This is a genomic window from Marinobacter sp. MBR-99 (assembly GCF_040547575.1).
In the GTDB taxonomy this organism is placed as follows: Bacteria; Pseudomonadota; Gammaproteobacteria; order Pseudomonadales; family Oleiphilaceae; genus Marinobacter.
In genome coordinates this window covers 119,604-143,294 of sequence record NZ_JBEPPY010000005.1, presented here as the reverse complement: position 1 = coordinate 143,294, position 23,691 = coordinate 119,604, and the positions used below count along the sequence as shown (strand labels likewise).

Here is a 23,691-nt window from a genome sequence, read left to right as displayed (position 1 = left end):
TCTGCGTTACCGGCTCATTAACGGGTCCATCACACCCAGGCCATAGGCCGCCAGCAGCGCAATCAAACCGGTAGCCAACAGGTAGTATAGGGTCGGCCACACGGTCTTGCGCAGGGTCTGGCCTTCACGGCCCAGCAGGCCCACCGTGGCTGAGGCCGCTACCACGTTATGGATGGCCACCATGTTACCAGCGGCGGCACCCACCGCCTGCACCGCCACCATCAGGGCAGTAGACAGGCCAAGGCTTTCAGCAACACCAAACTGGAACTGGCTGAACATCATATTGGAGACGGTATTGGAGCCGGCCAGGAAGGCACCCAGCGCCCCCACGGTCGGAGCCAGCAGCGGGTAGATGCCGCCAACCGCGTCGGCGGCCCAGGTGGCCATGGCCAGCGGCATGCTGGGAAGGTCAGACATGTTAACGCCCGAGTTGATCAGGATCCGCACCATCGGCACCGTAAACAGCAGAACAAAGCCTGCGCTCAACAGCACACCACTGGATTCCTTGACGGCATTGCCAAGGGCACGAGCGCTCATGCGATGAATAAAGAACGTTGCCAGAACAACCATCACCAGGATGCCGCCCGGCAGGTAAAGAGGCTGAACACCGGCATTGATGCCAGCCTCACCCAGAATATTGGAGAACGATAGACCAACGCTGGTGAAGGCCTGTTTGATCGGGTCGACGGTCCGGCTCAATACCAGTACCACACCCACCAGCACATAAGGCACCCAGGCGCGGAAACCACTCATGGGCTTGGCCGCGATGTCTTCGAGCTTCATCTCGATACTGCCCAGCCACTCGGCGGGCCAGTCCTTGCGGTCGGCAAAATCCCAGGCGGTTTTGGGCATCAGGAAGCCCTTCTTAGCCGCCATGGTCACGATCGCCAGGCCAATCAGGCCACCCAGCAGAGACGGAAATTCCGGCCCCAGAATCACACCGGTCAGGGCATAGGGCACCACAAAGGCAACACCGGCAAACAGGGCGAATGGCAGCACCTCCAGCCCTTCTTTCCAGCTTTTGTTCCTGCCGAAGAAGCGGGTCATCATGGTCACCATCAGCAACGGCATGACCACACCGACGATGGCGTGGGTAATAGCCACTTCCGAGGTGATCAATTGCAGGTAGGCCTCCCAGTTGGAGCCTACGGCCTCAAGCCGCTCGGTAATCGTGGCCCGGTCGAGACCGGTGGTTACCCCAACCACCACCGGAGTACCCACGGCGCCGAAGGATACTGGCGTACTCTGCACCATCATGCCCAGCATCACCGCCGCCATGGCCGGGAAGCCCACAGCCACCAGCAGGGGCGCGGCAATGGCCGCCGGCGTGCCGAAGCCAGAGGCGCCTTCGATAAAGCTGCCAAACAGCCAGACAATGATAATTGCCTGAATACGGCGATCCGGGGTGATGTTGGTAAAGCCGGCCCGGATGGTGGTGATGGCCCCCGAATGTTTCAGGGTGTTCAGCAGCAAAATGGCGCCGAAGATAATCCACAGCAGACCAATGGTTATCACCAGCCCCTGCAGGGTAGAGGCCAGAATACGGTTCAGGGTCATATCCCAGGCGCTGTAACCGATCAGCGCAGTAACCAGGAACACCACGGGCATGGCGCGACGGGCTGGCCAACGCAGGCCAATCAGAAGGATTCCGGCCAGCAGAATCGGGGCAAATGCCAACAGGGCGAGCAATCCGGACGACATGTTTTTCTCCAGAGTATTGTTGTTGGATGCTATTTTTGGATAATTGGTAATACCAATTTACAAGGCTTTCCGAGTACGTTATTTGATCACCCTTCAGGCTGTCAAAAACAGCATCTTCGACATTCGTCTAATTGCCCGGAGTATTCATTGGGAAAACAAGGACAAAGCAGGCTAAGATTTATTGGTCAGACCAATTTATGCATCAGCTGGAGCCATACATGACCATCAATCAGGTCGCACCCAGGCGCCTCGCCGACACCATCGTTGAGCAACTGGAAACCATGATCCTTGAAGGCACATTACAGCCGGGCCAGCGGTTGCCTCCGGAACGGGTGCTGGCAGAGCAGTTTGGTGTGTCACGGCCTTCGTTAAGGGAAGCAATCCAGAAACTGGCCGCCAAAGGCCTGCTCAACAGTCGCCAGGGGGGCGGCAACTTTGTCACCGAAACGCTTGGCGCCAGTTTCAGTGACCCACTGATCAAGTTGCTGGAGACGCATCCGGAGGCCCATCGCGACCTGCTGGAATTTCGCCGCACACTGGAAGCAGACTGCGCCTATTACGCAGCGCAGAGAGCGACAGAGGTTGATCGCCAGTACCTCACACAAGCCTGGACCGCCCTGGATGCCTGTTACCGCGACAGCTCCGGCAATAACCTGGAGGCGGAAGGCGCAGCTGACGCCCGCTTCCACATGGCCATCGCCGAGGCCAGCCATAATGTGGTGCTGATGCACACCATGCGCAACCTGTTCAACATGCTCAAGAACAACATCGTGACCAATATCGGCGGTATGTATGCCAGAGCCGCCAAAACCCGGCAGGGTCTGGTAGACCAGCATTCCCGGCTGTTTCAGGCAATCATGGAAGGAAGGGCCGAGGATGCCCGGGCCATTGCCGGCCACCACATCGAGTTTGTCCAGCAGACCATCTCGGAACACTCGGAAAATGAACGGCGAAAACAGCGGGCCTTGCGCCGGGAACGGCACAACGCTGACGAACAGGCGTAAAAAAACCGGGGGAGTTCCCCGGCCAAAGTATTCACACGATGCACCAACACAATGCGTGTCGTCCTGATGAGTCTTTAAATTAACACCCGAACATGACCGTTCAGTGACAGCGCTCGTCAGGCCGGCAACTTTTCCCAGATGGTCAGTTCGGAAAAGCTGTGCTGGAATTTGTTGCGGGTTTCCCGGATCACGAACGGCAGGCTCCTGGGCTCGCCCAGCAGTCTGAAATGAGGTGCCAGCATGTCTTTCAGGCCATCGAGCGTGGTGAAAGGCTCGCCATTTTTCAGGTAACCGCCCACCCACTCGGATTTTGGCGTGTAGTCTTCCAGCCAGGTGTAAGGCGATGCGATCACCAGCAAACCCAGATCATTGATCCGCTCGTGGATGGTTTCAAGAAACAGGGACGGCTTGTATAACCGGTCGATCAGGTTACCCGCCAGTACCAGATCATAATCCCGGTAGCCCTGCCCCAGATCACAGGCATCTCCCTGGTGGAAAGCGACGCGTTGAGCCGCTTCTGCCAGACCCAGTGCCGCCAGTGAGCGCTCCTGATAACTCACCAGCTCACCCTCTTCGGGCCTGGCGTAACGGGCCATACCGCTGGCCACAACATCCCGGCAGGTGTTCACAAAGGTCTGGGAAAAATCGACGCCATCGACATGATCAAAATGGCGGGCCAGTTCCAGAGCGGTTCGCCCCACCGCACAGCCGATATCCAGCGCCCGGCAGGTTTCACGCCCGTTCAGTGCCTCAAAAGCAGCATCCGCCAGCTCTTTCGGGAAATTCGCCTCGCCATGCCAGGCCTCACCATAGTGAAACTCCAGATACTGGGCCAGGGTGGTATCGCTTTCATAGTAATCGCTGGGATTGTTCACCTGTTTCTCCTCTGCTCGGTTCGCATAGCGCGGCTTCACTGTAACGCGAATTCTCGATACTGACAGCCTGGGGCCGGAATCCCGTTCGTCGTGCTCGCCGAACCCTTGTCACTATCCGGCAAAACACCCTTCACACAAATCACACGCCATCGTCACAGATGTTCGCCAGATTGTCCGTAGCGGACTTCCCGCTAACCAACAATGACTCAGGGACAGAACCATGACGATGAAGCATACACTGCTGGCCACTGCCATCAGCGGCTTTCTGGCCGGCCCGATTCATGCAGGGCTGGTTATCAGCGAATACGTTGAAGGCTCCAGCAACAACAAAGCTATTGAGTTACTGAACACCACCGATGCCAGCATTGATCTGGCGGCCTGGGAACTCCAGGTTTACTTCAACGGGTCGGACGTGGCTGGTCAGACCTTCGACCTGACCGGCAATGTGGCACCGGGCACCAACTTTATCTTCGCCCATAGCAGTGCAGACCCGGCGATTCTGGCAGTGGCCGATCAAACCACCGGGGCAGGGCTGTTCAACGGCGACGACGCAGTCGTGCTGCTAAAAGGTGGCGCTGTGGCAGACAGTATTGGCCAGGTTGGCTTCGACCCCGGCAGCTATTGGGGTACCGGGGATATCCGAACACAAAACCGCACGCTGCGCCGGAAGGCCAATGCCCTGCCAGACATCAATCCTTTTGATGCTTACGATCCTGCCATCGTCTTCGATGGCTTCCCACAGGATGATTTTTCAGATCTCGGGCAAGCCAGCGTTGGTGGCGATGGACCGCTGGAACCAGACACTCCGGATCTCACCTGTGGCGCTGAGGTAACCCGTATTTCCGATATCCAGGGCTTTACGGACCAGAGCCCGCTGGCTGGCCAGACGGCGGTTATTGAAGCGGTCGTCACCGCCAGTTTCAACGGAGACGGACAACTGGGCGGCTTTTTTATGGAAGAAGAACTGCAGCACAGGGATGACGATCCGAGGACATCCGAAGGCATTTTCGTCTTTGCACCCAATCTTGCAGTAGAGGCCGGCCAACGAATCCGGATCGCCGGCAAGATACTGGAATATCAGGGACTGACCGAGCTGACCGACATCATCGACAGTACCCTCTGTGGTTCCGGCGAGCTGCCCCCGCCCGTATCTTTGACCCTGCCATGGCCGGATCTGGATTATCCGGAAGCCTTCGAATCCATGCGCGTCGTCTTCAATGAAGCGCTGGTGGTTAACGACAACTACGATCTTGGCCGATTCGGCAGCCTGACCCTGGGCAGCGGACGGCACTTCATTCCAACCAACGTAGCGCTGCCAGGCCCAGATGCCGCATTAGTCGCCGAAATGAATGGCCTGGACAGAATCGTTCTGGACGATGGCAGTAATCGACAGAACCCCGCCACCGTGCCTTACCCTTCACCCCAGCTCAGTGCCAGCCAGACGGTTCGCGCCGGCGATACGGTAAACGACCTGCAAGGCATTCTGGATTACCGGTTCTCCGAGTGGCGATTGCAACCAACCACCGCTCCCAGCTTCAGCCAGACCAACCCACGCCCTACCGAACCACGGCTTGAGAATCGGGGAAACCTGCTGGTGGCGTCGTTCAACGTGCTGAATTTTTTCAATGGTGACGGCATGGGCGGTGGTTTCCCGACCGCCCGTGGTGCCGACAACCCGGAAGAACTCAGCCGGCAGACTGCCAAACTCGCCAGTGCCTTAACCGCCCTGGATGCTGACATCATCGGTTTGATGGAAATCGAGAATGACGGCTACGACAGCAACAGCGCCATTGCAGAGCTGACGGCGACCCTGGGAAGCCAGTGGCAATATGTGAACCCGGGCCTGACACAGTTAGGCGGGGATGCGATCGCCGTGGGTCTGCTTTTCCGGGCAGACCGTGTTGAGACAGTAGGCAGCGCCGCCACCATCGCCGCCGCTCCGTTCAACCAGCTGAACCGTCAGCCGCTGGCTCAAACCTTCCGATTGATCGGATCAGAGGATGGCCTGACCATCGCGGTCAACCACTTCAAATCCAAGGGCTGTGGTAACGCCGACGACGCCAATGCCGATCAAGGCGATGGCCAGGGCTGCTGGAACTCCGAGCGAACCCAGGCCGCCAATGCGCTCGCGAACTGGCTGGCTAACGATGCCACGGGCACCGGCGAACAGGACGTGCTGATCATCGGCGACCTCAATGCCTACGCCAAGGAAGATCCGATTCGCGCCCTGAACGAACAGGGATATCAGGACCTGGTGGCCATCCACGAGGGCGAACAGGCTTACTCGTACGTGTTCTTCGGCCAGGCTGGCTACCTTGATCACGCCCTTGCCAATGAAGCACTGGCAGGCAAGGTCAAGGACACCAGCATCTGGACCATCAACGCTGACGAACCCCGGGCGCTGGACTACAACACCGAGTTCAAAACTCCTGAGCAACAGGCCAGCTTCTATGCCCCGGACCCCTACCGCGCCTCCGACCATGACCCGGTGCTGGTGGCGCTGGAGATGGACACCCGCACCGCGGCCGACCGGGCAGACCTGAACGGCGACGGCCGCGTGAATGGCCGCGACCTCGCCCGCTTTATTCTTGCAACCCTGTTCGGTAAGGCCCCGGTGCCAACCTACGACATAAACGCAGACGGCAAAGTGGATGGCCAGGACTTCCTGGCTCTAGTGCACGCCATCCGAGGCCGATAATCCGGTCACCCAACAAGGAGTTCAGGCATGATTCGCAAAACCCTATGGATTGCATTACCCCTGGTCGCACTGGCCGGTTGCAACAGCGACAGCAATAACAACACCCCGGAAGCCAGCAGCTTTACCGCCAACATCCTGCACATCAACGACCACCACTCCCATCTGGAAGAGGGCTCCCAGTCCATGATGATTGCCGGGCAGAGCACGTCCTTTCCGATTGGCGGCTTTCCACGAGTGGCCGGGAAGATCGCCGAGCGTGAAGCGGCCCTGGACAACGTCCTGAAACTTCATGCCGGCGATGCCATCACCGGCACCCTGTACTTTTCATCGTTTGAGGGAGAGGCCGATGCCCGACTGATGAACCAGGTGTGTTTCGATGCGTTTGCACTGGGCAACCACGAGTTCGACCGGGGCGATGAGGGGCTGAAGACGTTCCTGGATCTGCTGGATAGCGGAAGCTGCCAGACGCCGGTACTGGCCGCCAACGTCAAGCCCCAGGTTGGCACGCCCCTGGCACCGATTGCCGAGGATGACTACATCCAGCCCTACGTCATCAAATCGGTCGGTGGTGAGCAGGTGGCCATTGTCGGCATCGACATCGCCAATAAAACCCGCAACAGCTCCAGCCCGCTGGAGACCACCGAATTCCTCGATGAGATGGAAACGACGCAGGCCATGATTGACGAGCTCGAGGCGGCCGGCATCAACAAGATTGTGCTGCTAACCCATTATCAGTACGACAACGACCTGAACCTGGCAGCGTCGCTGTCCGGTGTGGATGTCATTATTGGTGGTGATTCCCATAGCCTGCTCGGAGACTTCGATGCCTACGGACTGTCTGCTGCAGGGCCCTACCCAACTCAACTGACCAATGCCGATGGTGACAAAGTATGCGTAGCCCAGGCGTGGCAGTATTCAAGAGTGGTTGGCGAACTCAGCGTTACCTGGGACGAAAACGGCGTAGTGACCTCGTGCAGCGGCACGCCCCACCTGCTCCTGGGTGATAACTTCACGCGCAAAGACGCCGAAGAAAACAACTACCAGCCGGAAGGCAGCGAGCGCGCCGACATCCTGGCGGCCATCGACGCCGATGACCAGCTCAGCCTGGTAGCCCCAGACCCGACATCCGCGCAGCTCCTGGCTTATTACACCAACCAGTTGGATGACTTCCGCAACCGGATCATCGGAACCGCCACCGAAGATCTCTGCCTGGCCAGAATTCCCGGTCGGCCCTATGGGGATGACACCTGCACCGGCGAAGACCCCAACCGCGGCAGCGATATCTCCAACCTTGTCGCCCAGGCCTTCCTGTTCCTGAGCAAGAACGCCGATGTGGCCATCCAGAATGGTGGTGGCGTCCGAACCGACCTGTTTGCTGGCAGCATCACGATTGGCGACGCCTACACGCTTCTGCCGTTTGCCAACACCCTGACGGACCTGGCCATGTCTGGCGCGGAAATCCGGGCGGTGTTGAACGAAGCCGTTGAGTTTGCCCATGTTGAGGGCGGCTCCAGCGGAGCCTACCCCTACGCGGCAGGGCTGCGCTGGGAAGTGGACATGAACCGGCCGGAAGGCGAGCGCTTGTTCAACATTGAGGTCAACCCGCGCAATTCGGCCGGATGGCGCGCCCTGGCCGATGACGAGGAGTTGAACGTGGTCACCAACAGCTTCACCGCCGGCGGCCGCGATGGTTATGTGACCTTTGGCGCCGTTTCTGACGACGGCCGGGCAACCGATACGTTCCTGGATTATGCCCAGTCGTTTGTCGATTACGTGCTTGAGGTAGGCTCCCTGAGCAAGCCGTCCGCAGACGAATATTCAACCCAGAATTATGTACCTGCCCTCTGAAGCAGCGCCCTGGTAACCTCCGGCCAGCCATTCCCGGCTGGCCGGGCTTCGCCTCCCCCGTAGCGTATTTCTTCGCTATCCTTGAAATAACTGACCGGCAACGCCATTGTTGCGTGCTCGCTTGTTTTCAGTGATATCGGAGAACCATGACCACTCTGCCCGACTTTTCCCTGCTCGAACTGGCCTCCGTCCGCGAAGGTGATTCGGTGAGCACCACACTGGCAAACAGTGTTGCCTACGCCCAACATGCCGAAACACTGGGTTTCAAACGGTTCTGGCTGGCCGAGCACCACAACATGGAAGGTATCTCCAGTTCCGCCACGTCTGTGCTGGTGGGTCATATCGCTGGCCGAACCAACACCATTCGGGTTGGCTCTGGTGGCGTGATGCTGCCCAATCATCCACCCCTGGTGGTGGCCGAACAGTTTGGCACCCTGGAATGCCTGTACCCCGGGCGCATTGACCTTGGCCTTGGCCGGGCACCGGGTACCGACCCGATCACGGCCAGGGCGCTGCGCCGTGAAGGCCTGGGTGCAGAACAGTTCCCGGAAGACGTGGCCCGCCTGCAAAGCCTGCTCGGCCCTCTGCAACCGGGCCAACCAGTCAAGGCGATTCCTGGCGCGGGCACCGAGGTGCCCATCTGGCTCCTGGGCTCAAGCCTGTTCAGCGCCCAGCTGGCAGCAGCACGGGGCCTGCCCTACGCGTTTGCCGGGCACTTCGCCCCACGGCTGTACCGGGAAGCCCTGAGGGTTTACCGGGATAATTTCCAGCCTTCCGCGCAACTGGACCGGCCCTACGCCATGCTCGCCATTCCGGCCATTCCGGCCGACTCCCTGGATCAGGCAAAGTTTCTGGCCACCACCAGTTACCAGCGCATTCTGTCTCTGTTCCGTGGCCAGCCCCTGTGGATGAAACCGCCGGTTGAATCCATGGATGGCCTGTGGAACGCCGGTGAAAAACTCAGCGTGCTGGATTTCCTGGCGTTACAGGTAACAGGCAACGCCGGTGATATCCGCCAACAGCTCGATAACCTGCTGGCGGACATTGAAGTGGACGAACTGATGTTCACTGTCGATATCTTTGACCCGGCAAAGCGCCGCCACGCCCTCGATATTCTGGCGCAAACCCGGTGTCAGAGTACCGCTTCGATGGCTTCCATTAACTGAGGATCGTCCGGGCGAATCTGGCTGGGGAAGCGGGCGGTCACCTCGCCGTCCCGATCCAGTACGTATTTGGTGAAGTTCCAGCGCGGCGGCTGGCTCTGACGGTTGATCTCGCGAAACACCGGGTTTGCCTGGGAACCGGTCACCGGCCCGGGCGCGATCATGGTGAAGGTGACGCCAAAGTTGACGAAACAGACCTCGGCGGCTTCTTCTTCGGTGCTCGCCTCCTGCCGGAAATCATCGCTGGCAAAGCCCACCACAACCAATCCCTGGTCCCGGTACTTCTGATGCAGCGTTTCCAGCCCCTCAAACTGCCCGGTGTAACCGCAGCGGCTTGCGGTGTTCACCACCAGCATCGGCTGGCCGGCGGCCAGGTCACACAAGTTGACGGAATCCCTGGAGTGCAGCTTGCGCTGGTCATGGTCGAGAAAGGCGGGGCACTCGGCGGCCCATGCTGGCAAGGCGGCAACCATAAGGGCGATCAGCGACCACCGCTGCCATAGTGTCATGTGCATTGTTAGACTCCTGTTCTGCTGACAAGAAAGAATACGATTGCGAGTGGCAATCCGCTCATAACCCGACTTAATGCCAAAGTCCCTGACCAACCACCGGAGTAAATCCCGTGTCTGCACCCGAAACTTTCGTTTTTCTTTCCCATGGGCTCGAAAGCGGCCCCGGGAGTACCAAGATCCAGGCTCTTAAAACGGTGGCGGAGTCGTTTGCCGGCGTCCACGCCGAAGCCATTGATCATCGTAGCACCAAAGACCCGGCCCAGCGCCTTGGGCAAATGCGCGATGCCATGGCGGCAGCGGGTGCCGACCCGGCCCGGACCATCCTTGCCGGTTCCAGTATGGGCGGCTGGGTGTGCGCGCAGACCAGTGCAGACACACCGGTACTGGGGTGCTTCCTGTTGGCGCCAGCCCTGGCCCTGCCCGATTACCCCCAGAGCCGGCCACGCATTCAGGCCCGGCATACCCAGATCATCCATGGTTGGCAGGACGACGTGGTACCACCCATGCCAGTTGTCGAACTGGCCCAGGCACAATGCCTCCCAATCCTGCTGCTACCCGATAACCACAGACTGGAACACAGCGTTTCCCGGGTTGCCAATGAGTTTCGGGCCTTTCTTGTTAACAGCGGGTTAGGGCACAGCAATCATTGACAAAAGTCATCCAAACGCCCGGCGTCGCCGAATCATTTTGTTAGGGTAGTTGTGCTGCCCCGGCCGTTGCCAGAGACCCGGTTCGGGCAGGGCAACAAATTCATGATGAGAGAGGAGTTACCAATGAGCGATGTGAATAAAAGTCGACGGGTATTCCTGCGTACCGCGGCCTTAAGTGTTGCGGCTGTGCCGCTTGCTCGGATTGCCACCCACGTTCCCGCAGCCCACGCCGAGAAACCGAAAGCCGAGGATGGCCACGCACTGGATTACGTGAACGATGCGACCACCAGCGAACATGCCAGGTATCAGGAGGGTAGCAAGTGTTCCAACTGCGCGTTCTGGTCAGGGGAGGAATCCGGTGGCTGGGGCGGTTGCCGCCATCCGCAATTCAGTGATGTGCTGGTCAATGCCAATGGCTGGTGCAACACCTGGGTACCCGGTGGTTGATCCCTCGTTACAGGCGGCCTGTTGCGGCCGCCCGTTCCTTTTTTTCCAACCCTAAAAAAGCCCCTCCCACCCGTCGGGTCTTGGCCTGACCGACGAATAAATCGAATTTTCATGGACTTGCGACTCCCAAGAATCTGTCGCCTTCATTATCTGATTTTGGTCATTTCCTTGCGAAAACCCCCATGTTTTGCCAGTCTTTAATAATGTAACAAAGGATTTCAGCAAAAAAACAAACGGAGACAGCGCGATGAGCAACACAAGTAAATTCAGGAAACTGGCCGGTTTTTCGGCGTTCGCCTTTGCAGCGATCACTGCGGCAAACTCGGTAAACGCAGCTAACTGGCGCTATGCCCATGAAGAATACGAGGGTGATGTTCAGGACGTTTACGCCTACAAATTCAAGGAATACGTCGAGGAGAATTCCGACCACACGGTCCAGGTGTTCCGCTTCGGCGAACTGGGCGAGTCTGATGACATCATGGAGCAAACCCAGGCGGGCATTCTCAACTTTGTAAACCAGTCCCCGGGCTTCACTGGCTCCCTGATTCCCGAAGCCCAGATTTTCTTCATTCCCTACCTGATGCCGACCGACATGGAAACCGTTATCACGTTTTTCCGCGAGTCAAAGGCCATCAACGAGATGTTCCCGGAACTCTACTCTGAGCAGGGCCTGGAACTGCTGAAGATGTACCCCGAGGGTGAAATGGTGGTCACGGTGGACGAGCCAGTCACCTCACCGGAAGAATTCCGCAACAAGAAAATCCGGGTCATGACCAACCCGCTGTTGTCTGAGACCTATTCCGCCTTCGGTGCCACACCCACTCCGCTGCCCTGGGGTGAGGTATACGGCGCCCTGCAGACCAACATGATCCAGGGCCAGGAAAACCCGATTTTCTGGATTGAATCCGGCGGTCTTTACGAGGTATCTCCGAACCTGGTATTCACCGGCCATGGCTGGTTCACCACTGCGATGATGGCGAACCAGAATTTCTACAACGGCCTGTCTGACGCAGACAAGAAACTGGTTCGTGATGCCGCGGATTACGCCTTTGAGGAAATCATCGTTCATATCGATGGTCTGGCTGATGAAGCCCTGGAAAAAATTCAGGCAGCCAGTGACCGGGTTACCGTTACCCGCCTGAACGAGGAGCAGATTGAAGCTTTCCGTGCCCGCGCCCCGCAGGTGGAAGAGCGATTCATCCGAATGACTGGCGAACGTGGCCAGCAGCTGCTTGATCAGTTCAAGGCCGACCTCGAAGCCGTTCAGGGACAGTAAAACGGCAGGATTCAAGGGGTGGCATTAGCCACCCCTTGATGTCCGGCCCTGGTTTAACCCCCGCCCCGCCGGGGTCTTTGCCCGCCGGGAGCGAATGATTCTGGAGTGGAATCCATGTCTGAACATCCCCAAGAGGTTGTTGAAGACGATACCGGCAGCTATGAGTCCGGTTTACCGGGCTTTCTGGGCACCATTGATGAATGGATCGCCAAGATCGAAGCCGTCATGCTCGCCGCCGGTGTCATCCTCATGGCTATCAACACCTGCGCCAACGTGATCGGGCGTTTTGTGTTCGGAGAGGGGCTGTTCTTCTCTGGTGAAATCAACCGCATCCTGATCATCCTGATCACCTTCGCTGGCATTGGCTACGCCGCCCGCCATGGTCGCCACATCCGGATGTCCGCAGTCTACGACGCCCTGCCCGCCAAAGCCCGAAAGGTACTGATGATCTTCATCGCCCTGTTCACTTCGGTGGTTATGTTTTTCCTGTGTTACCACGCCTACGGCTACATCGAAACCCTGTACGGCCGTGGTCGCATTCTGCCCGCCCTGGGCATACCTATCTGGATCATCTATATATGGGCGCCCATCGGTTTCGCCATTACCGGCATCCAGTATTTCCTGACAGCCATCAAGAACCTCACCAGCAAGGACGTCTACCTCTCGACCGGCGTGGTGGATGGCTACGCTGATACCGAGTCCGAGGTCTGAGACAGCCGTAACCCGATAAGGAACAGGAAGATTACTTATGGCAACCATTCTGATGTTGATCATGATCGGGCTACTGCTGCTGGGCTTCCCGATGATGATCCCACTGACCACCGCGGCGGTGGTTGGTTTTGTGATGATGTTCGACGGCTTCGGCCAGATGCAAACCTTCATCCAGCAAATGATGGGTGGTATCCGGCCGGCGTCGTTGATTGCGGTACCCATGTTTATCCTGGCCGCCGATATCATGACCCGGGGCCAGTCGGCCGACCGGTTAATCAACATGGTGATGTCGTTCATTGGCCACATCAAGGGTGGCCTGGCCATCAGTACCGCCACCTCATGCACCCTGTTCGGCGCGGTCTCCGGCTCCACTCAGGCCACCGTTGTTGCTGTGGGCTCCCCACTTCGCCCGAAAATGCTCAAAGCGGGCTATTCGGACCCGTTCACGCTCGCGCTGATCATCAACGCCAGTGATATCGCGTTCCTGATTCCCCCGAGTATCGGGATGATTATCTACGGGGTTATCTCCGAGACCTCCATTGCCGAGCTGTTCATTGCCGGTATAGGTCCGGGCGTTCTGATCCTGTTCATGTTCTCGTTGTACTGCCTGTTCTACGCGTACAAGCACAATGTCCCTACCGAAGAGAGGGCCACCTGGAAGCAAAGGGCGCTATCGGTACGCGATGCCTCCTGGCCGCTGATGTTCCCGGTGATCATCGTTGGTGGTATCTACGGGGGTATTTTCAGCCCCACCGAGGCAGCTGCCGTTTGCGTACTTTACGCCTTCCTGCTTGAGTTCGTGATTTTCCGCTCCCTGAAACTCAAAGACGTTTACAAGATTGCAAAATCCACCGGTCTCATTACCGCGGTGGTCTTCATTCTGGTTGCCGTGGGCAATGGCTTCTCATGGATTATCTCCTTCGCCCAGATTCCACAGGCCATTCTCGAAACCGTCGGTGTGAACGAAGCGGGCCCTGTAGGGGTACTGATTGCCATCTGTATCGCCTTCTTTGTTGCCTGCATGTTCGTTGACCCCATCGTGGTCATTCTGGTACTGACCCCCATCTTTGCCCCGGCCATTCAGGCCACCGGGCTCGACCCGGTTCTGGTAGGCGTGCTGATCACTTTGCAGGTAGCCATAGGCTCTGCCACGCCGCCGTTCGGCTGTGACATATTCACTGCCATAGCCATCTTCAAGCGGCCGTATATGGAAGTCATCCGGGGAACGCCTCCGTTTATTTTCATGCTGGTGGCGGCCGCGGGGCTGATCATCGCGTTCCCGGATATTGCCCTGTTCCTCAGGGATCTGGCTTACCGCGACTGAGCCGGGGTGCCCGGCCAGTAACAGGAGAGACCTATGTTCAAACGGATTCTGGTAGCTGTAGATGGCTCAAAAACCTCGCTGAAGGCGCTGGATAAGGCGATTGACCTTCAAAAACTGATCCCGGATGCCGAAATTCTCATCCTGTGTGTCTACAAGCACCACAGCCTGTTCGAGGCCTCATTGTCGATTGGTCGACCCGACACCATGGATATTCCGGACAAGGTGCTGTCGGACTATGCCAAGGGTGTCGTTAACCATGCCAAGGAACTGGCTAAGGAACATGGTGCCACCAAGGTACGCGGCTTCGTAAAAAGCGGGCGCCCCTCCAAGGTGATCATAAAATTTGCCCAGGACAAAGAGGCTGACCTGATTGTAGTGGGTACCAAGGGCACCAACAGCGACAAAGATGGCATGTTTCTGGGCAGTGTCTCGCATCGGGTAGCATCGCACGCAAAATGCCCGGTGCTGGTAGTCTGAACAGCCATTAACACCACAATCCCGGGCCGGCGATACAGAACGCCGGCCCTCTGGCAATCACGGATTTCCGCAGTCTGATCAGATTTTCACCGTGCTAGACTCCCCCGCCTTGCGTTACTTTCAATTCACACATTCAAATCACAAGGCGTCTACCCATGACTGCAATTGTCGATTTTCTCAACTCGATTCTATGGGGTTATGTCCTCGTCTACGGCCTGCTGGCCGTCGGTGTCTTCTTCACCATCCGCCTGGGTTTCCTGCAATTCGTTAATTTCGGTGAAATGGTCCGGGCCATTCGTGGCTCCCGTGAAAGCGATGTTCACGGCATTTCACCTTTCCAGGCCCTTTGCACCAGTCTGGCGTCCCGCGTCGGCACGGGGAACCTGGCCGGCGTAGCCGTCGCCTTGTATCTCGGCGGTGCCGGCGCGATTTTCTGGATGTGGATGGTGGCACTGGTTGGCATGGCCACGGGCTATGCCGAAAGCACCCTGGCGCAGCTCTACAAGGTGCGTGACGGCAAAGGCCAATACCGCGGTGGCCCGGCTGTGTATATTGCCAAAGGCCTGAAAGCCCCCTGGGCAGCGGCTATTTTTGCGGTATGCCTGATCATCTCCTTCGGCCTGGTGTTCAACGCCGTGCAGGCCAACTCCATCGCCGATGCCATGGAAGGTGCCTTTGGTGCGCCCAAGCTGGGGGTTGGCGTCGTTATCGCCGTGTTTGCCGGCATCGTGATTTTTGGTGGTCTGCGCAAGATCGTGCGTTTTGCGGAGTTCGTGGTGCCGTTTATGGCCGGCGCCTATGTGCTGCTAGCTCTTGGCGTGATGGCCATGAACATCACCGAGGTGCCGGGCATTCTGATGATGATTGTGAAAAGCGCCTTTGGCCTGGAAGAAGCTGCCGGTGGCGCCGCCGGCTCGGTGACCGCGGCAATGCTTAATGGCATCAAACGGGGCCTGTTCTCTAACGAGGCCGGCATGGGTTCTGCCCCCAATATTGCAGCCACCGCCACACCGGCACCACACCACCCTTCGTCACAGGGCCTTGTGCAGGCATTTGGCGTGTTTGTCGACACCATCATTATCTGTACCGCCACAGCGGTCATGATTCTGCTGGCCGGCGTGCTGGAACCCGGTTCCGGTATCACGGGCACGCAACTGACCCAGCAGGCGATGGAAGTCCACCTGGGCAATTTCGGTGGCTACTTCATCGCCATTGCCATCCTGTTCTTTGCGTTCACATCCATTGTGGCCAACTACACCTATGCTGAGAACGCCTTGATCTACCTGAAAGGCGGAAACAGCGTCGGGCTTACCCTGCTTCGCCTGGCGGCGCTGGCCATGGTGATCTGGGGTGGCTATGAAGCCGTGGTTACGGTATTCAACGCCGCGGATGCCTCGATGGGACTCATGGCGGCCATCAACCTGGTGGCGATTGTGCTGCTGTCCGGCACGGTAGCCAAGTTGACCAAGGACTACCTGGCCCAACGAAAAGAGGGACTGGTACCCCACTTCAAGTCAAAGGACTACCCGGAGCTGCACGAGAAAATCGACAGCAACATCTGGCATTAAGCTCAAACACTGGCCGTAACCACCCGGTTGCGGCCAGCGGCCTTGGCCTGATAAAGCGCCCGGTCGGCTGCCCGGAACAGCTCGTCGAACTCCGGGCTGCTTTCCGGCCAGCAGGCAATGCCTGCCGATATCGTCAGATTGCCCAACTGCTTTCCATGGTATTCAACCTGGGAATCTGCGATGGTTTCCCGAAGATTTTCCGCCCGCTGACGGGCTTCCTCCCGTGACGCCCCCGGCATCAGAACCGTAAACTCCTCTCCTCCATAACGGCATACCGTATCGCTCCCGCGAAAGCAGTTCTCAAGGACTCTCCCAACCATGCGCAAAACCTCATCGCCGGCATCGTGGCCATGACTGTCATTGAAGCGCTTGAAGTGGTCGATATCGAAAATCAACAGGCTCAGCGGGCGCTCTGAGCGAATGGCGACTTCCCGTTCATGTCGGAATAACTCATCAAAGTAGCGCCGGTTTTTTAGACCCGTCAGGCTGTCCTCATAGGAAAACCGTTGCAATTCGGATCGCAGTGCCAGCCCTGACAAGGTAATTCCGATCTTCTCGACAGACTGGTACACCCAGGCAACCACCCTGGCGGTGCCATAATCCTTGACGGCGTCTGGCAGATTCGGTCGTTCCAAAAGCAACACGCCCTCAGGAACATTCCCGAACTGGGCTGGTTCAATCCGGAGCAGGGAACACAGTTGTTCAGGTATGTCCTGACTTCGCACCGGCAACGCGGTCTCCTCCAGACCTGAAAGATCCCGCTCCAGCTTGGGCGGAAAGGCATTGGCAGCGGATCCGCCCCAGAGACTGACACGATCGTAGCTTCCCCCCGGGTTACGCCGGTAGAAACAGCCGGCGATCGGCAAGTAAAGTTGCGGCAGTGCCTGAAGCAATGGCTGGAAAGCCTCCTCCACACCTGCGCAATCCTGGAGGGTGGCAATGGTATCCGCCAACGTCTGGCTTTTCTTGCTCTCCAGCGCCAACAGCCTTGATCGCGCCACCTCTCTCTCTGCCAGAGCTTCAGCACGGGCAGTGCGCTCAGCCACTTTCTGTTCCAGCTGAACCGTCAACTGGTGCAGCGCCTGCTGGGTTTTACCGTAATGCCACACCGAAATACTGATCAGTGCCAGTGAGAAGGCCAGCGCTCCCCAGCTGACCGGCACCCGCTGCCAGGGGAGAAAGCCGTGGGCAACCGCCATATCCAGAATCAGCAGAACAATAAACACACCACAGGTAAACAGAAACACCTGCTGTTCCCGATACAAGCTCCTGAAATTCCTGACCACGACCGCTGCCATCAGCGCCAGGGAAATCAACAGAATACCGTCAAACACCGGGAACGTGGAGGACAGATTCACTAATCCGAGCAGCGCCAGCAACAGGGCCGACGCCGCAAATACCAGATGCAGCCACATCAGCCAGCGAACCAGACGGGGGCGCCGGGCGTCCAGCCACTGGCTCAGTAACAGCGCCAGTGCAACCGGAATCAAATAATAGGAACCCGCAGCCAGATAGTCCCACAACAACGGCTGATACAGGATCAGCAAACTTGCCTGGCTCTCCGCCAGCAGCATTACGCCAGTCAGGAATGCAAACAGGGCAATGCTGGCGAAACTTCTCTGGCCTCGCTGGATCAGGGAAAATATCAGGGCAAGCAGGGCTATCAGCGCTGACAGCGCTGCAATTACCAGGCTCTCGGCGGACTTGCCCACGATATGCAACACCAGGTCCGGGTGGTCCAGAATGGCCACCTCACCCCATAACCCGATATCCGTGTAATTGGAGAACACACGGAAGTACATGGTTTCGCCTTCGTAGCCATCCGGCAACGGAATCTCGTGCCAGGGCCAGCCTTCAAATTTGCCGCGGCCGCGCTCGTCGAAGCTGCCGTACTGATACAGCAACTCGCCCCGGAACCAGACCTGAAAAATGATATCGACGCTGTAAATATAAAGGGCGGGCGCATACCACTCCCCCTCAGGAAGCGTGACACGAAACCAGGCATGCTCCTGACCCATACGCCCTGGCGGATTGGATGGAAAGGCAATGTCATGCCAGTGTTCCGCGCTGTCCGGTTCGTCCAGCCAAAGTGGTGTGCCGTCGGCGAGGAAAGGGGAGTCGCCCCAGCGATACTGCCAACCCTCGTCCAAAGGTTGCATGGCTGAGGAAACAGGGTGGGACAAGCTCAGCCCCAACAGGAGAGTGACCAGCCAGAACACGGTGCGAAAGGAAGAAGTGTGCAAAGCTGTACCTGCTGTTGGGCATGATTTATTCAGTATAAACCGTATACAGCGGTTACAGAACAACCTATCGCTGTCGACGCTGGCAAGCCGCAATCAATGGCCGTCGAGTGCCAGAATGTCACCATTCCGGACGGCACTGCTGCCGCCCGGAATGACCGACCTCACCGGCCAGACTTCAACATTTCCCAGTACCTGGCGTAAATCTGCAGGGCATCGTCGCCGATATCCGCCTGGAACTCGGCATTTTCCATGTCCTCGTCGGTCGGGTAGCTGGTGCGATCATTGGCCACGGATTCATCGAGCAGATCCCTGGCCGCCTGGTTCGGCGTGGCGTAGCCGATGTCCTCGCTGATCAGGGCAGAGATCTCCGGCTGCAATACAAAGCTGATGAACTGGTGGGCCGCTTCCGGGTTGCGGGCATTTTTTGGAATCACGAAGCTGTCCAGCCAGGCGATAATGCCTTCTTGTGGATAGACATACTCCAGGCTCGGCATGGTCTCCTTACCCATCACGGCCTCGCCGTTCCAGATCATGCCCACGTCGGCTTCGCCTTCCAGGTACGGCATGCGGGGCGCGTCGGAGTTAAAGGTGCGCACCGACGGCATCAACTCCGCCAGCTTTTCGTAGGCTTGCTCGATTTCCTCCGGGTCGGTGCTGTTACCGGAGTAACCCAACACCCGCAGGCCCACGTGGAACACTTCGCGCATGTCGTTGGTCAGCATGACTCGGCCCTGGAAGCGCTCGTCCCACAGGTCTGCCCAGGCCGTTACCTCGCCCTCCACATCATCGGTGTCCACGGCTATGCCGGTGGTGCCCCACAGGTAAGGAATGCTGTACTGGTTGTCCGGGTCAATATCCAGGTTCACCAGATCGTCGTCCAGGTTACCAAAGCCTTCAATCTTGCTGCGATCAATGGGCATCAGCAGGTCTTCCTGGCGCATCTTGCTGACATAATAGGTGGATGGCACCGCCAGGTCGTAGGCCGCACTCTCGTCCAACAGCTTGAGGCGGGCATACATGGCCTCGTTGCTGTCGTAAGTAGTGTAAACCACCTGAATACCGGTTTCCTCGGTGAACCTGTCCAGGACTTCCTGAGGCATGTATTCAGACCAGTTGTACAGGTTGAGCACCTTAGGATCTTCGGAACTACAGCCCGTCAGGCCCACGGCCAGCAGGCCGGCCAGCGCCAGTTTTTTCATCGTCTACTCCTTAGCAGTATCCATTGAGACAAGATCAGCATGAACAGTGAGAACACCAGCAACAGGGTGCCCAATGCATTCACTTCGGGTTTCAGCCCTACCCGCACCATTGAGTAGATGCGCAGGGGCAGAATTTCATAACTCGGGCCGCTGACAAAGGTACTCACGACCACATCATCCAGTGACAGTGTAAACCCCAGCAGCCAGCCTGCCACCAGCGCCGGCATAATCACTGGAATCAACACCGTCCGGGTCATGGTAAAATCGCTGGCTCCCAGATCCCGTGCGGCTTCCGGCAGGCGTTCGTCAAAGCCGCTGAGGCGCGCCATGACGGTAATCACCACGAACGGTAAGCAGAAGGTGACATGGGCCAGCAGCAACGACACATAGCCCAGTTTCAGGCCCACCAGCAGGAACAACGCCAGCAGGGAAATGGCCAGCACGATTTCCGGTGACATCATTACGATAAAGAGCATGCCATTGAGCAGTTTCTTGCCCCGGAACCGGTAGCGGTGCAGGGCCAGGGCCGTCAAGGCCCCAATCATGGTTGAGACGGTCGCGGCCGACAGGGCCAGCCACAGGGAGTTCCACATGGCCTGAACCATGGCCCGGTTGTTGAACAGCGCCTCGTACCAGCGCAGGCTGAGCCCACCCCATTCGTAGCCACTGCGGGAATCGTTGAAGGAAAACACCACCAACACGACGATAGGTACGTACAGCAGGACATACACCAGGGTCAGGTAGGTGCGGGGTAACCAGCGGCTCATACGCCGTCCTCCCCGATGCGCCGTTTACTCAGGCGGTGGGCAAACATCAGAAACGCCATGGCGAGGGTCAACACGATGCTGGCAGCGGCGCCGAAGGGCCAGTTACGGGCATCCAGGAACTGGTTCTTGATGACGTTACCCACCAACAGGTTGCGGGAACCGCCAAGGATGTCGGGCACAAAAAACAGTCCCATGGCTGGCAGCAGCACCAGCATAACCCCAGCCAGCACCCCGGGCAGCGTCAGAGGCACAATCACGTGGATAAAAGTGGACAGACGGCCAGCGCCGAGATCGTGGGAGGCCCGCAGCAGGTCTTCCCTAAGGTCATCAAAGACCGCGTACAGCGGCAGGATCATGAAGGGCAGCAGCAGATAGACAAGTCCGACAATGACGGCGCCTTCGGTATAGAGCATTCGCAAGGGCTGATCGATGATTCCCAGGGACATCAGCGCGTTATTGATCAGGCCATTGGTGGCCAGCAGCAGCTTCAGGGCGTAGGTACGCACCAGGGAATTGGTCCAGAAGGGCACGATCAACAGGAAGATCAACAGCATCTGGCGCTGCTTGCCCACCTTGGTCAGTGCCCAGGCGAAGGGATAGCCGATCAGCAGGCAGATCAGTGTCGTCATGGCCGCCATGTACAGGGAGTGCAGGAACACGTCCAGGTACAGGGGGTTCATCAGTTGCCGGTAGGCGTCCAGGTTCAGGGGCAGGGACAGAAAGCTGCCTGGGTCCCGGGTCATCACACTGGCGCCCACCACCAACAGGTTCGGGGTCAGTACCAGGAACAGCAGCCAGCCCCAGACCAGAACCAGCACCGCCGTGCGGAACGGCTGCTGCATCACGCTACCCATCCAGACTGTTTTCCGCTTGAGCCTCGGCGCCCTGGCGCTCCATGGGTAGCAGCCACTCCCAGCCGTCTACCCAGCTCACCTTCACAGGCTCACCAAGGCGGTAGTCAAAGGTAGGGTCGTCTTCATCGAAGAACTCCGACGCCAGCACTTCAGTGCCATCTTCCAGGTGGATGACCGAATCCAGGGTGCTACCCTTGTAGTTCCGTTCCACCACTTTGCCGGCCACACCGTCCTGGTCCTCCGGCGCCAGGACACGGATGTCTTCCGGGCGCAGTAAAACGTGCAGATCCTGGCCCTCAGTTACCCGGAAGTCAGGTTTGCGGAACGTTCGTTTCAGGCCAAAGACATCCACAGTAATGGTGTCATCGCCATTGGCTTTGTCGATGCGGCCCGGAAAGAAATTGGTTTCGCCCACGAACCGGGCGGTGAACAGATTCGCCGGCCGCTCATAGACTTCCCGGGGCGTACCCAGTTGCTGGATCAGGCCATCCTTAAGCACCACTACCCGGTCGGACATGGACAAGGCTTCCTCCTGGTCGTGAGTCACGAACACGAAGGTAATCCCAAGTTCCCGCTGCAGGCGTTTAAGCTCCACCTGCATGGTACGCCGCAGTTTGTAGTCCAGGGCTGACAGGGGTTCGTCCAGCAGCAGCATCTTCGGCCGTTTGACGACCGCACGGGCAATCGCCACCCGTTGCTGCTGGCCTCCGGAAAGCTGGTGAGGTTTACGTCGGGCAAACTCCTCCAATTGAACCATGGCCAGGGCTTCGTCGACCCGCTGGCGGATTTCTTCCTTAGGGCGCTTTTCCATTTTCAGGCCATAGGCCACGTTGTCGAACACCGACATATGGGGAAACAGCGCGTAGTTCTGGAATACCGTGTTAAGCGGGCGTTTCTCCGGCGGGGTATGGGTCAGGTCCTGGCCGCCCAGCAGGATGGTACCGTCATCCGGATGTTCGAAACCCGCCATCAATCGCAACAGGGTGGTTTTGCCACAACCAGACGGTCCCAACAGGGTGATGAACTCGCCATCAAAGATCTCAAGATCCAGCGAATCCAGTACTGTTTTGCCGTCAAATTGCTTGGAAAGGTTGCTCAGAGATAGCAGTGTCTGTTTCATCGGCCCTGCCCAAAGAATGAGCGACCTATTTTTCCAGAAACAGGGGCAAACAGAAAGGGGCGTCGGGATAATCCGCAATCCCGGCGCCCCTTTATTTCAGCTCACTTTGGCAGGTTTGCCAAACGGCGGCTCACTGGTCTGCAACACTGTCCAGGTAGGCTTTGTCCGAAATATTGGTCCAGGGCCGCACCTGGCTGAGATAGTCGCGTTGCGACGTAATGATCTCACGGGCCAGTTCATCCTTCTCTGCGAACTCGTCCAGCAGGCGATTGGTGGTGTCACGCAGGGCATTGATTACCTCTGGCGGGAACACTTTGTGGGTCACCTCCGGATAATCCTCAGTCATGCGGCTCCAGGCAACACCGCTTTCGTGCGTACTCTGGATGTACATGTCATAGGCCGCCGTGCGCATGGATACCCGCAGGATTTCCTGGAGATCGGCCGGCAGTGAATCCCAGGTTTTCTTGTTAATCAGGAACTGCACTTCGGCGTTGGGCTCCTGCCAGCCGGAATAGTAATACTTGGCGATCTGGTGAAAGCCCATCTGCAGGTCCAGCGCTGGGCCAACCCACTCCACGGCATCAATGGTGCCCCGCTCCAAAGCGGTGTACAACTCGCCTGGCGGCAGATTGGTGACGGCCACCCCCAGCTCTGCCATCACTTCACCAGCAAACCCGGGCGTCCGCATTTTCAGGCCTTTCAGGTCGTCCAGGGAGTTGATTTCCTTGCGGAACCAACCGCCCATCTGGTTACTGGTGTTGCCGCCAGGGAAGGACAACAGGCCAAAGGGCTCGTAGACCTTCTGCATCAGCGCCATGCCATCATCGTGATAGAACCAGGCATACATTTCCGGCGCGATCATGCCAAACGGTATGGTGGTGAAATACATGGCATTGGGGATCGAGCCCTTGTAGTAATAGGAGGCGGTGTGACCCATGTCGTACTGGCCGTTGCGCACCAGGTCAAAGATGCCGAAAGGCGCCTTGTGCTTGTTGGAGGAATCAATCCGGAACTTCAGGCGGCCGTTGGACATCCGCTCCGCCATTGCGGCCATATTGCGAGGCGCCTCACCGAGAATTTTGGAGTTAGGGCCCCAGGTTTCAGCCAGACGGATGGTGTAAGTTTTATCGGCCGCCGCAAAGGGACTGCCCAGCAGGGCAAACGTCGCAAGGGCCGCCATGAAAATTCTGCGCATTGACATGGTGTTGGCTTCCATTGTTATTGCTTTGAAGGTAAAACGAACAAGTAACGGAA

General features: G+C 58.0%; 20 protein-coding genes. 11 read left to right on the top strand and 9 right to left on the bottom strand.

What is annotated here, in order from left to right; translation table 11 throughout:
• Window positions 1-6 precede the first annotated feature (6 nt).
• Window positions 7-1,701 (bottom strand): L-lactate permease, encoded by a 1,695-nt coding sequence (locus ABIE59_RS06060; protein ID WP_354445207.1) that lies wholly within the window; start codon window positions 1,699-1,701, stop codon window positions 7-9.
• A gap of 218 nt (window positions 1,702-1,919) precedes the next feature.
• On the opposite strand from ABIE59_RS06060, the gene ABIE59_RS06055 reads away from it, so the two are divergent.
• Window positions 1,920-2,705 carry a GntR family transcriptional regulator gene (locus ABIE59_RS06055; RefSeq protein ID WP_354445205.1) on the top strand — a complete coding sequence of 262 codons (786 nt, stop codon included), beginning with the start codon at window positions 1,920-1,922 and terminating at the stop codon, window positions 2,703-2,705.
• Window positions 2,706-2,821: 116 nt separating this feature from the next.
• On the opposite strand, the gene ABIE59_RS06050 is transcribed toward ABIE59_RS06055, so the two are convergent.
• The gene (locus ABIE59_RS06050) at window positions 2,822-3,580 is read right to left on the bottom strand and encodes a putative 4-mercaptohistidine N1-methyltransferase (RefSeq protein ID WP_354445203.1); all 759 of its coding nucleotides are present in this window, start codon (window positions 3,578-3,580) and stop codon (window positions 2,822-2,824) included.
• Window positions 3,581-3,800: 220 nt separating this feature from the next.
• Here ABIE59_RS06050 and ABIE59_RS06045 point away from each other — a divergent pair, with 220 nt between their 5' ends.
• The 3 genes from ABIE59_RS06045 to ABIE59_RS06035 all read left to right on the top strand — a co-directional run bounded on the left by ABIE59_RS06045 (window position 3,801) and on the right by ABIE59_RS06035 (window position 9,292).
• Window positions 3,801-6,278: an ExeM/NucH family extracellular endonuclease gene (locus ABIE59_RS06045; RefSeq protein WP_354445201.1), complete on the top strand. Its 2,478-nt coding sequence runs from the start codon at window positions 3,801-3,803 to the stop codon at window positions 6,276-6,278.
• Between the two features lie 27 nt (window positions 6,279-6,305).
• Entirely contained in the window at window positions 6,306-8,126 is a 1,821-nt protein-coding gene (gene nadN, locus ABIE59_RS06040; RefSeq protein ID WP_354445199.1) for an NAD nucleotidase, read from the top strand.
• Window positions 8,127-8,272: 146 nt separating this feature from the next.
• Entirely contained in the window at window positions 8,273-9,292 is a 1,020-nt protein-coding gene (locus ABIE59_RS06035; RefSeq protein ID WP_354445197.1) for an LLM class flavin-dependent oxidoreductase, read from the top strand.
• Here the strand turns inward: ABIE59_RS06035 and ABIE59_RS06030 are convergent.
• Complete coding sequence (locus ABIE59_RS06030; protein ID WP_354445328.1) at window positions 9,259-9,762, bottom strand: glutathione peroxidase; 504 nt, start codon at window positions 9,760-9,762, stop codon at window positions 9,259-9,261. The two genes, ABIE59_RS06035 and ABIE59_RS06030, sit on opposite strands and share 34 nt — an antisense overlap.
• A 149-nt stretch (window positions 9,763-9,911) precedes the next feature.
• On the opposite strand from ABIE59_RS06030, the gene ABIE59_RS06025 reads away from it, so the two are divergent.
• The 7 genes from ABIE59_RS06025 (at window position 9,912) to ABIE59_RS05995 (ending at window position 16,254) form a co-directional block, all read left to right on the top strand.
• Complete coding sequence (locus tag ABIE59_RS06025) at window positions 9,912-10,451, top strand: YqiA/YcfP family alpha/beta fold hydrolase (protein ID WP_354445195.1); 540 nt, start codon at window positions 9,912-9,914, stop codon at window positions 10,449-10,451.
• 123 nt (window positions 10,452-10,574) lie between these two features.
• Complete coding sequence (locus ABIE59_RS06020) at window positions 10,575-10,898, top strand: high-potential iron-sulfur protein (RefSeq protein ID WP_354445193.1); 324 nt, start codon at window positions 10,575-10,577, stop codon at window positions 10,896-10,898.
• A gap of 247 nt (window positions 10,899-11,145) precedes the next feature.
• The gene (locus ABIE59_RS06015; RefSeq protein ID WP_354445191.1) at window positions 11,146-12,174 is read left to right on the top strand and encodes a TRAP transporter substrate-binding protein; all 1,029 of its coding nucleotides are present in this window, start codon (window positions 11,146-11,148) and stop codon (window positions 12,172-12,174) included.
• 114 nt (window positions 12,175-12,288) lie between these two features.
• A complete protein-coding gene (locus tag ABIE59_RS06010; protein WP_061332498.1) occupies window positions 12,289-12,885 on the top strand; it encodes a TRAP transporter small permease in 597 nt (198 codons plus the stop codon).
• Window positions 12,886-12,922: 37 nt separating this feature from the next.
• A complete protein-coding gene (locus tag ABIE59_RS06005) occupies window positions 12,923-14,209 on the top strand; it encodes a TRAP transporter large permease (RefSeq protein ID WP_354445189.1) in 1,287 nt (428 codons plus the stop codon).
• Window positions 14,210-14,242: 33 nt separating this feature from the next.
• Window positions 14,243-14,686 (top strand): universal stress protein, encoded by a 444-nt coding sequence (locus ABIE59_RS06000; RefSeq protein ID WP_354445187.1) that lies wholly within the window; start codon window positions 14,243-14,245, stop codon window positions 14,684-14,686.
• 155 nt (window positions 14,687-14,841) lie between these two features.
• Window positions 14,842-16,254, top strand: a complete 1,413-nt coding sequence (locus ABIE59_RS05995) for an alanine/glycine:cation symporter family protein (protein ID WP_354445185.1) — start codon at window positions 14,842-14,844, stop codon at window positions 16,252-16,254.
• A gap of 2 nt (window positions 16,255-16,256) precedes the next feature.
• Here the strand turns inward: ABIE59_RS05995 and ABIE59_RS05990 are convergent, their stop codons facing one another.
• The 6 genes from ABIE59_RS05990 to ABIE59_RS05965 form a co-directional block, all read right to left on the bottom strand.
• Complete coding sequence (locus ABIE59_RS05990; RefSeq protein ID WP_354445183.1) at window positions 16,257-18,497, bottom strand: GGDEF domain-containing protein; 2,241 nt, start codon at window positions 18,495-18,497, stop codon at window positions 16,257-16,259.
• 161 nt (window positions 18,498-18,658) lie between these two features.
• A complete protein-coding gene (locus ABIE59_RS05985) occupies window positions 18,659-19,696 on the bottom strand; it encodes an extracellular solute-binding protein (protein WP_354445181.1) in 1,038 nt (345 codons plus the stop codon).
• Window positions 19,693-20,463: a spermidine/putrescine ABC transporter permease PotC gene (potC, locus tag ABIE59_RS05980; RefSeq protein ID WP_354445179.1), complete on the bottom strand. Its 771-nt coding sequence runs from the start codon at window positions 20,461-20,463 to the stop codon at window positions 19,693-19,695. The genes ABIE59_RS05985 and potC overlap by 4 nt, the downstream gene beginning before the upstream one ends.
• The gene (gene potB / locus ABIE59_RS05975) at window positions 20,460-21,317 is read right to left on the bottom strand and encodes a spermidine/putrescine ABC transporter permease PotB (RefSeq protein ID WP_354445177.1); all 858 of its coding nucleotides are present in this window, start codon (window positions 21,315-21,317) and stop codon (window positions 20,460-20,462) included. Before potB ends, potC begins: the two co-directional genes overlap by 4 nt.
• Entirely contained in the window at window positions 21,310-22,437 is a 1,128-nt protein-coding gene (potA, locus tag ABIE59_RS05970; protein WP_354445175.1) for a spermidine/putrescine ABC transporter ATP-binding protein PotA, read from the bottom strand. Before potA ends, potB begins: the two co-directional genes overlap by 8 nt.
• Window positions 22,438-22,567: 130 nt before the next feature.
• Window positions 22,568-23,632 carry a TRAP transporter substrate-binding protein gene (locus tag ABIE59_RS05965; RefSeq protein WP_354445326.1) on the bottom strand — a complete coding sequence of 355 codons (1,065 nt, stop codon included), beginning with the start codon at window positions 23,630-23,632 and terminating at the stop codon, window positions 22,568-22,570.
• Window positions 23,633-23,691 lie beyond the last annotated feature (59 nt).

What these genes read in the sequence shown, in the direction of transcription:
- ABIE59_RS06060 (WP_354445207.1), bottom strand. Translation starts at nt 1,701, where the DNA reads ATGTCGTCCGGATTGCTCGCCCTGTTGGCATTTGCCCCGATTCTGCTG.
- ABIE59_RS06055 (WP_354445205.1), top strand. Translation starts at nt 1,920, where the DNA reads ATGACCATCAATCAGGTCGCACCCAGGCGCCTCGCCGACACCATCGTT.
- ABIE59_RS06045 (WP_354445201.1), top strand. Translation starts at nt 3,801, where the DNA reads ATGACGATGAAGCATACACTGCTGGCCACTGCCATCAGCGGCTTTCTG.
- nadN (WP_354445199.1), top strand. Translation starts at nt 6,306, where the DNA reads ATGATTCGCAAAACCCTATGGATTGCATTACCCCTGGTCGCACTGGCC.
- ABIE59_RS06035 (WP_354445197.1), top strand. Translation starts at nt 8,273, where the DNA reads ATGACCACTCTGCCCGACTTTTCCCTGCTCGAACTGGCCTCCGTCCGC.
- ABIE59_RS06030 (WP_354445328.1), bottom strand. Translation starts at nt 9,762, where the DNA reads ATGGTTGCCGCCTTGCCAGCATGGGCCGCCGAGTGCCCCGCCTTTCTC.
- ABIE59_RS06020 (WP_354445193.1), top strand. Translation starts at nt 10,575, where the DNA reads ATGAGCGATGTGAATAAAAGTCGACGGGTATTCCTGCGTACCGCGGCC.
- ABIE59_RS06015 (WP_354445191.1), top strand. Translation starts at nt 11,146, where the DNA reads ATGAGCAACACAAGTAAATTCAGGAAACTGGCCGGTTTTTCGGCGTTC.
- ABIE59_RS06010 (WP_061332498.1), top strand. Translation starts at nt 12,289, where the DNA reads ATGTCTGAACATCCCCAAGAGGTTGTTGAAGACGATACCGGCAGCTAT.
- ABIE59_RS06005 (WP_354445189.1), top strand. Translation starts at nt 12,923, where the DNA reads ATGGCAACCATTCTGATGTTGATCATGATCGGGCTACTGCTGCTGGGC.
- ABIE59_RS06000 (WP_354445187.1), top strand. Translation starts at nt 14,243, where the DNA reads ATGTTCAAACGGATTCTGGTAGCTGTAGATGGCTCAAAAACCTCGCTG.
- ABIE59_RS05995 (WP_354445185.1), top strand. Translation starts at nt 14,842, where the DNA reads ATGACTGCAATTGTCGATTTTCTCAACTCGATTCTATGGGGTTATGTC.
- ABIE59_RS05985 (WP_354445181.1), bottom strand. Translation starts at nt 19,696, where the DNA reads ATGAAAAAACTGGCGCTGGCCGGCCTGCTGGCCGTGGGCCTGACGGGC.
- potC (WP_354445179.1), bottom strand. Translation starts at nt 20,463, where the DNA reads ATGAGCCGCTGGTTACCCCGCACCTACCTGACCCTGGTGTATGTCCTG.
- potB (WP_354445177.1), bottom strand. Translation starts at nt 21,317, where the DNA reads ATGGGTAGCGTGATGCAGCAGCCGTTCCGCACGGCGGTGCTGGTTCTG.
- potA (WP_354445175.1), bottom strand. Translation starts at nt 22,437, where the DNA reads ATGAAACAGACACTGCTATCTCTGAGCAACCTTTCCAAGCAATTTGAC.
- ABIE59_RS05965 (WP_354445326.1), bottom strand. Translation starts at nt 23,632, where the DNA reads ATGCGCAGAATTTTCATGGCGGCCCTTGCGACGTTTGCCCTGCTGGGC.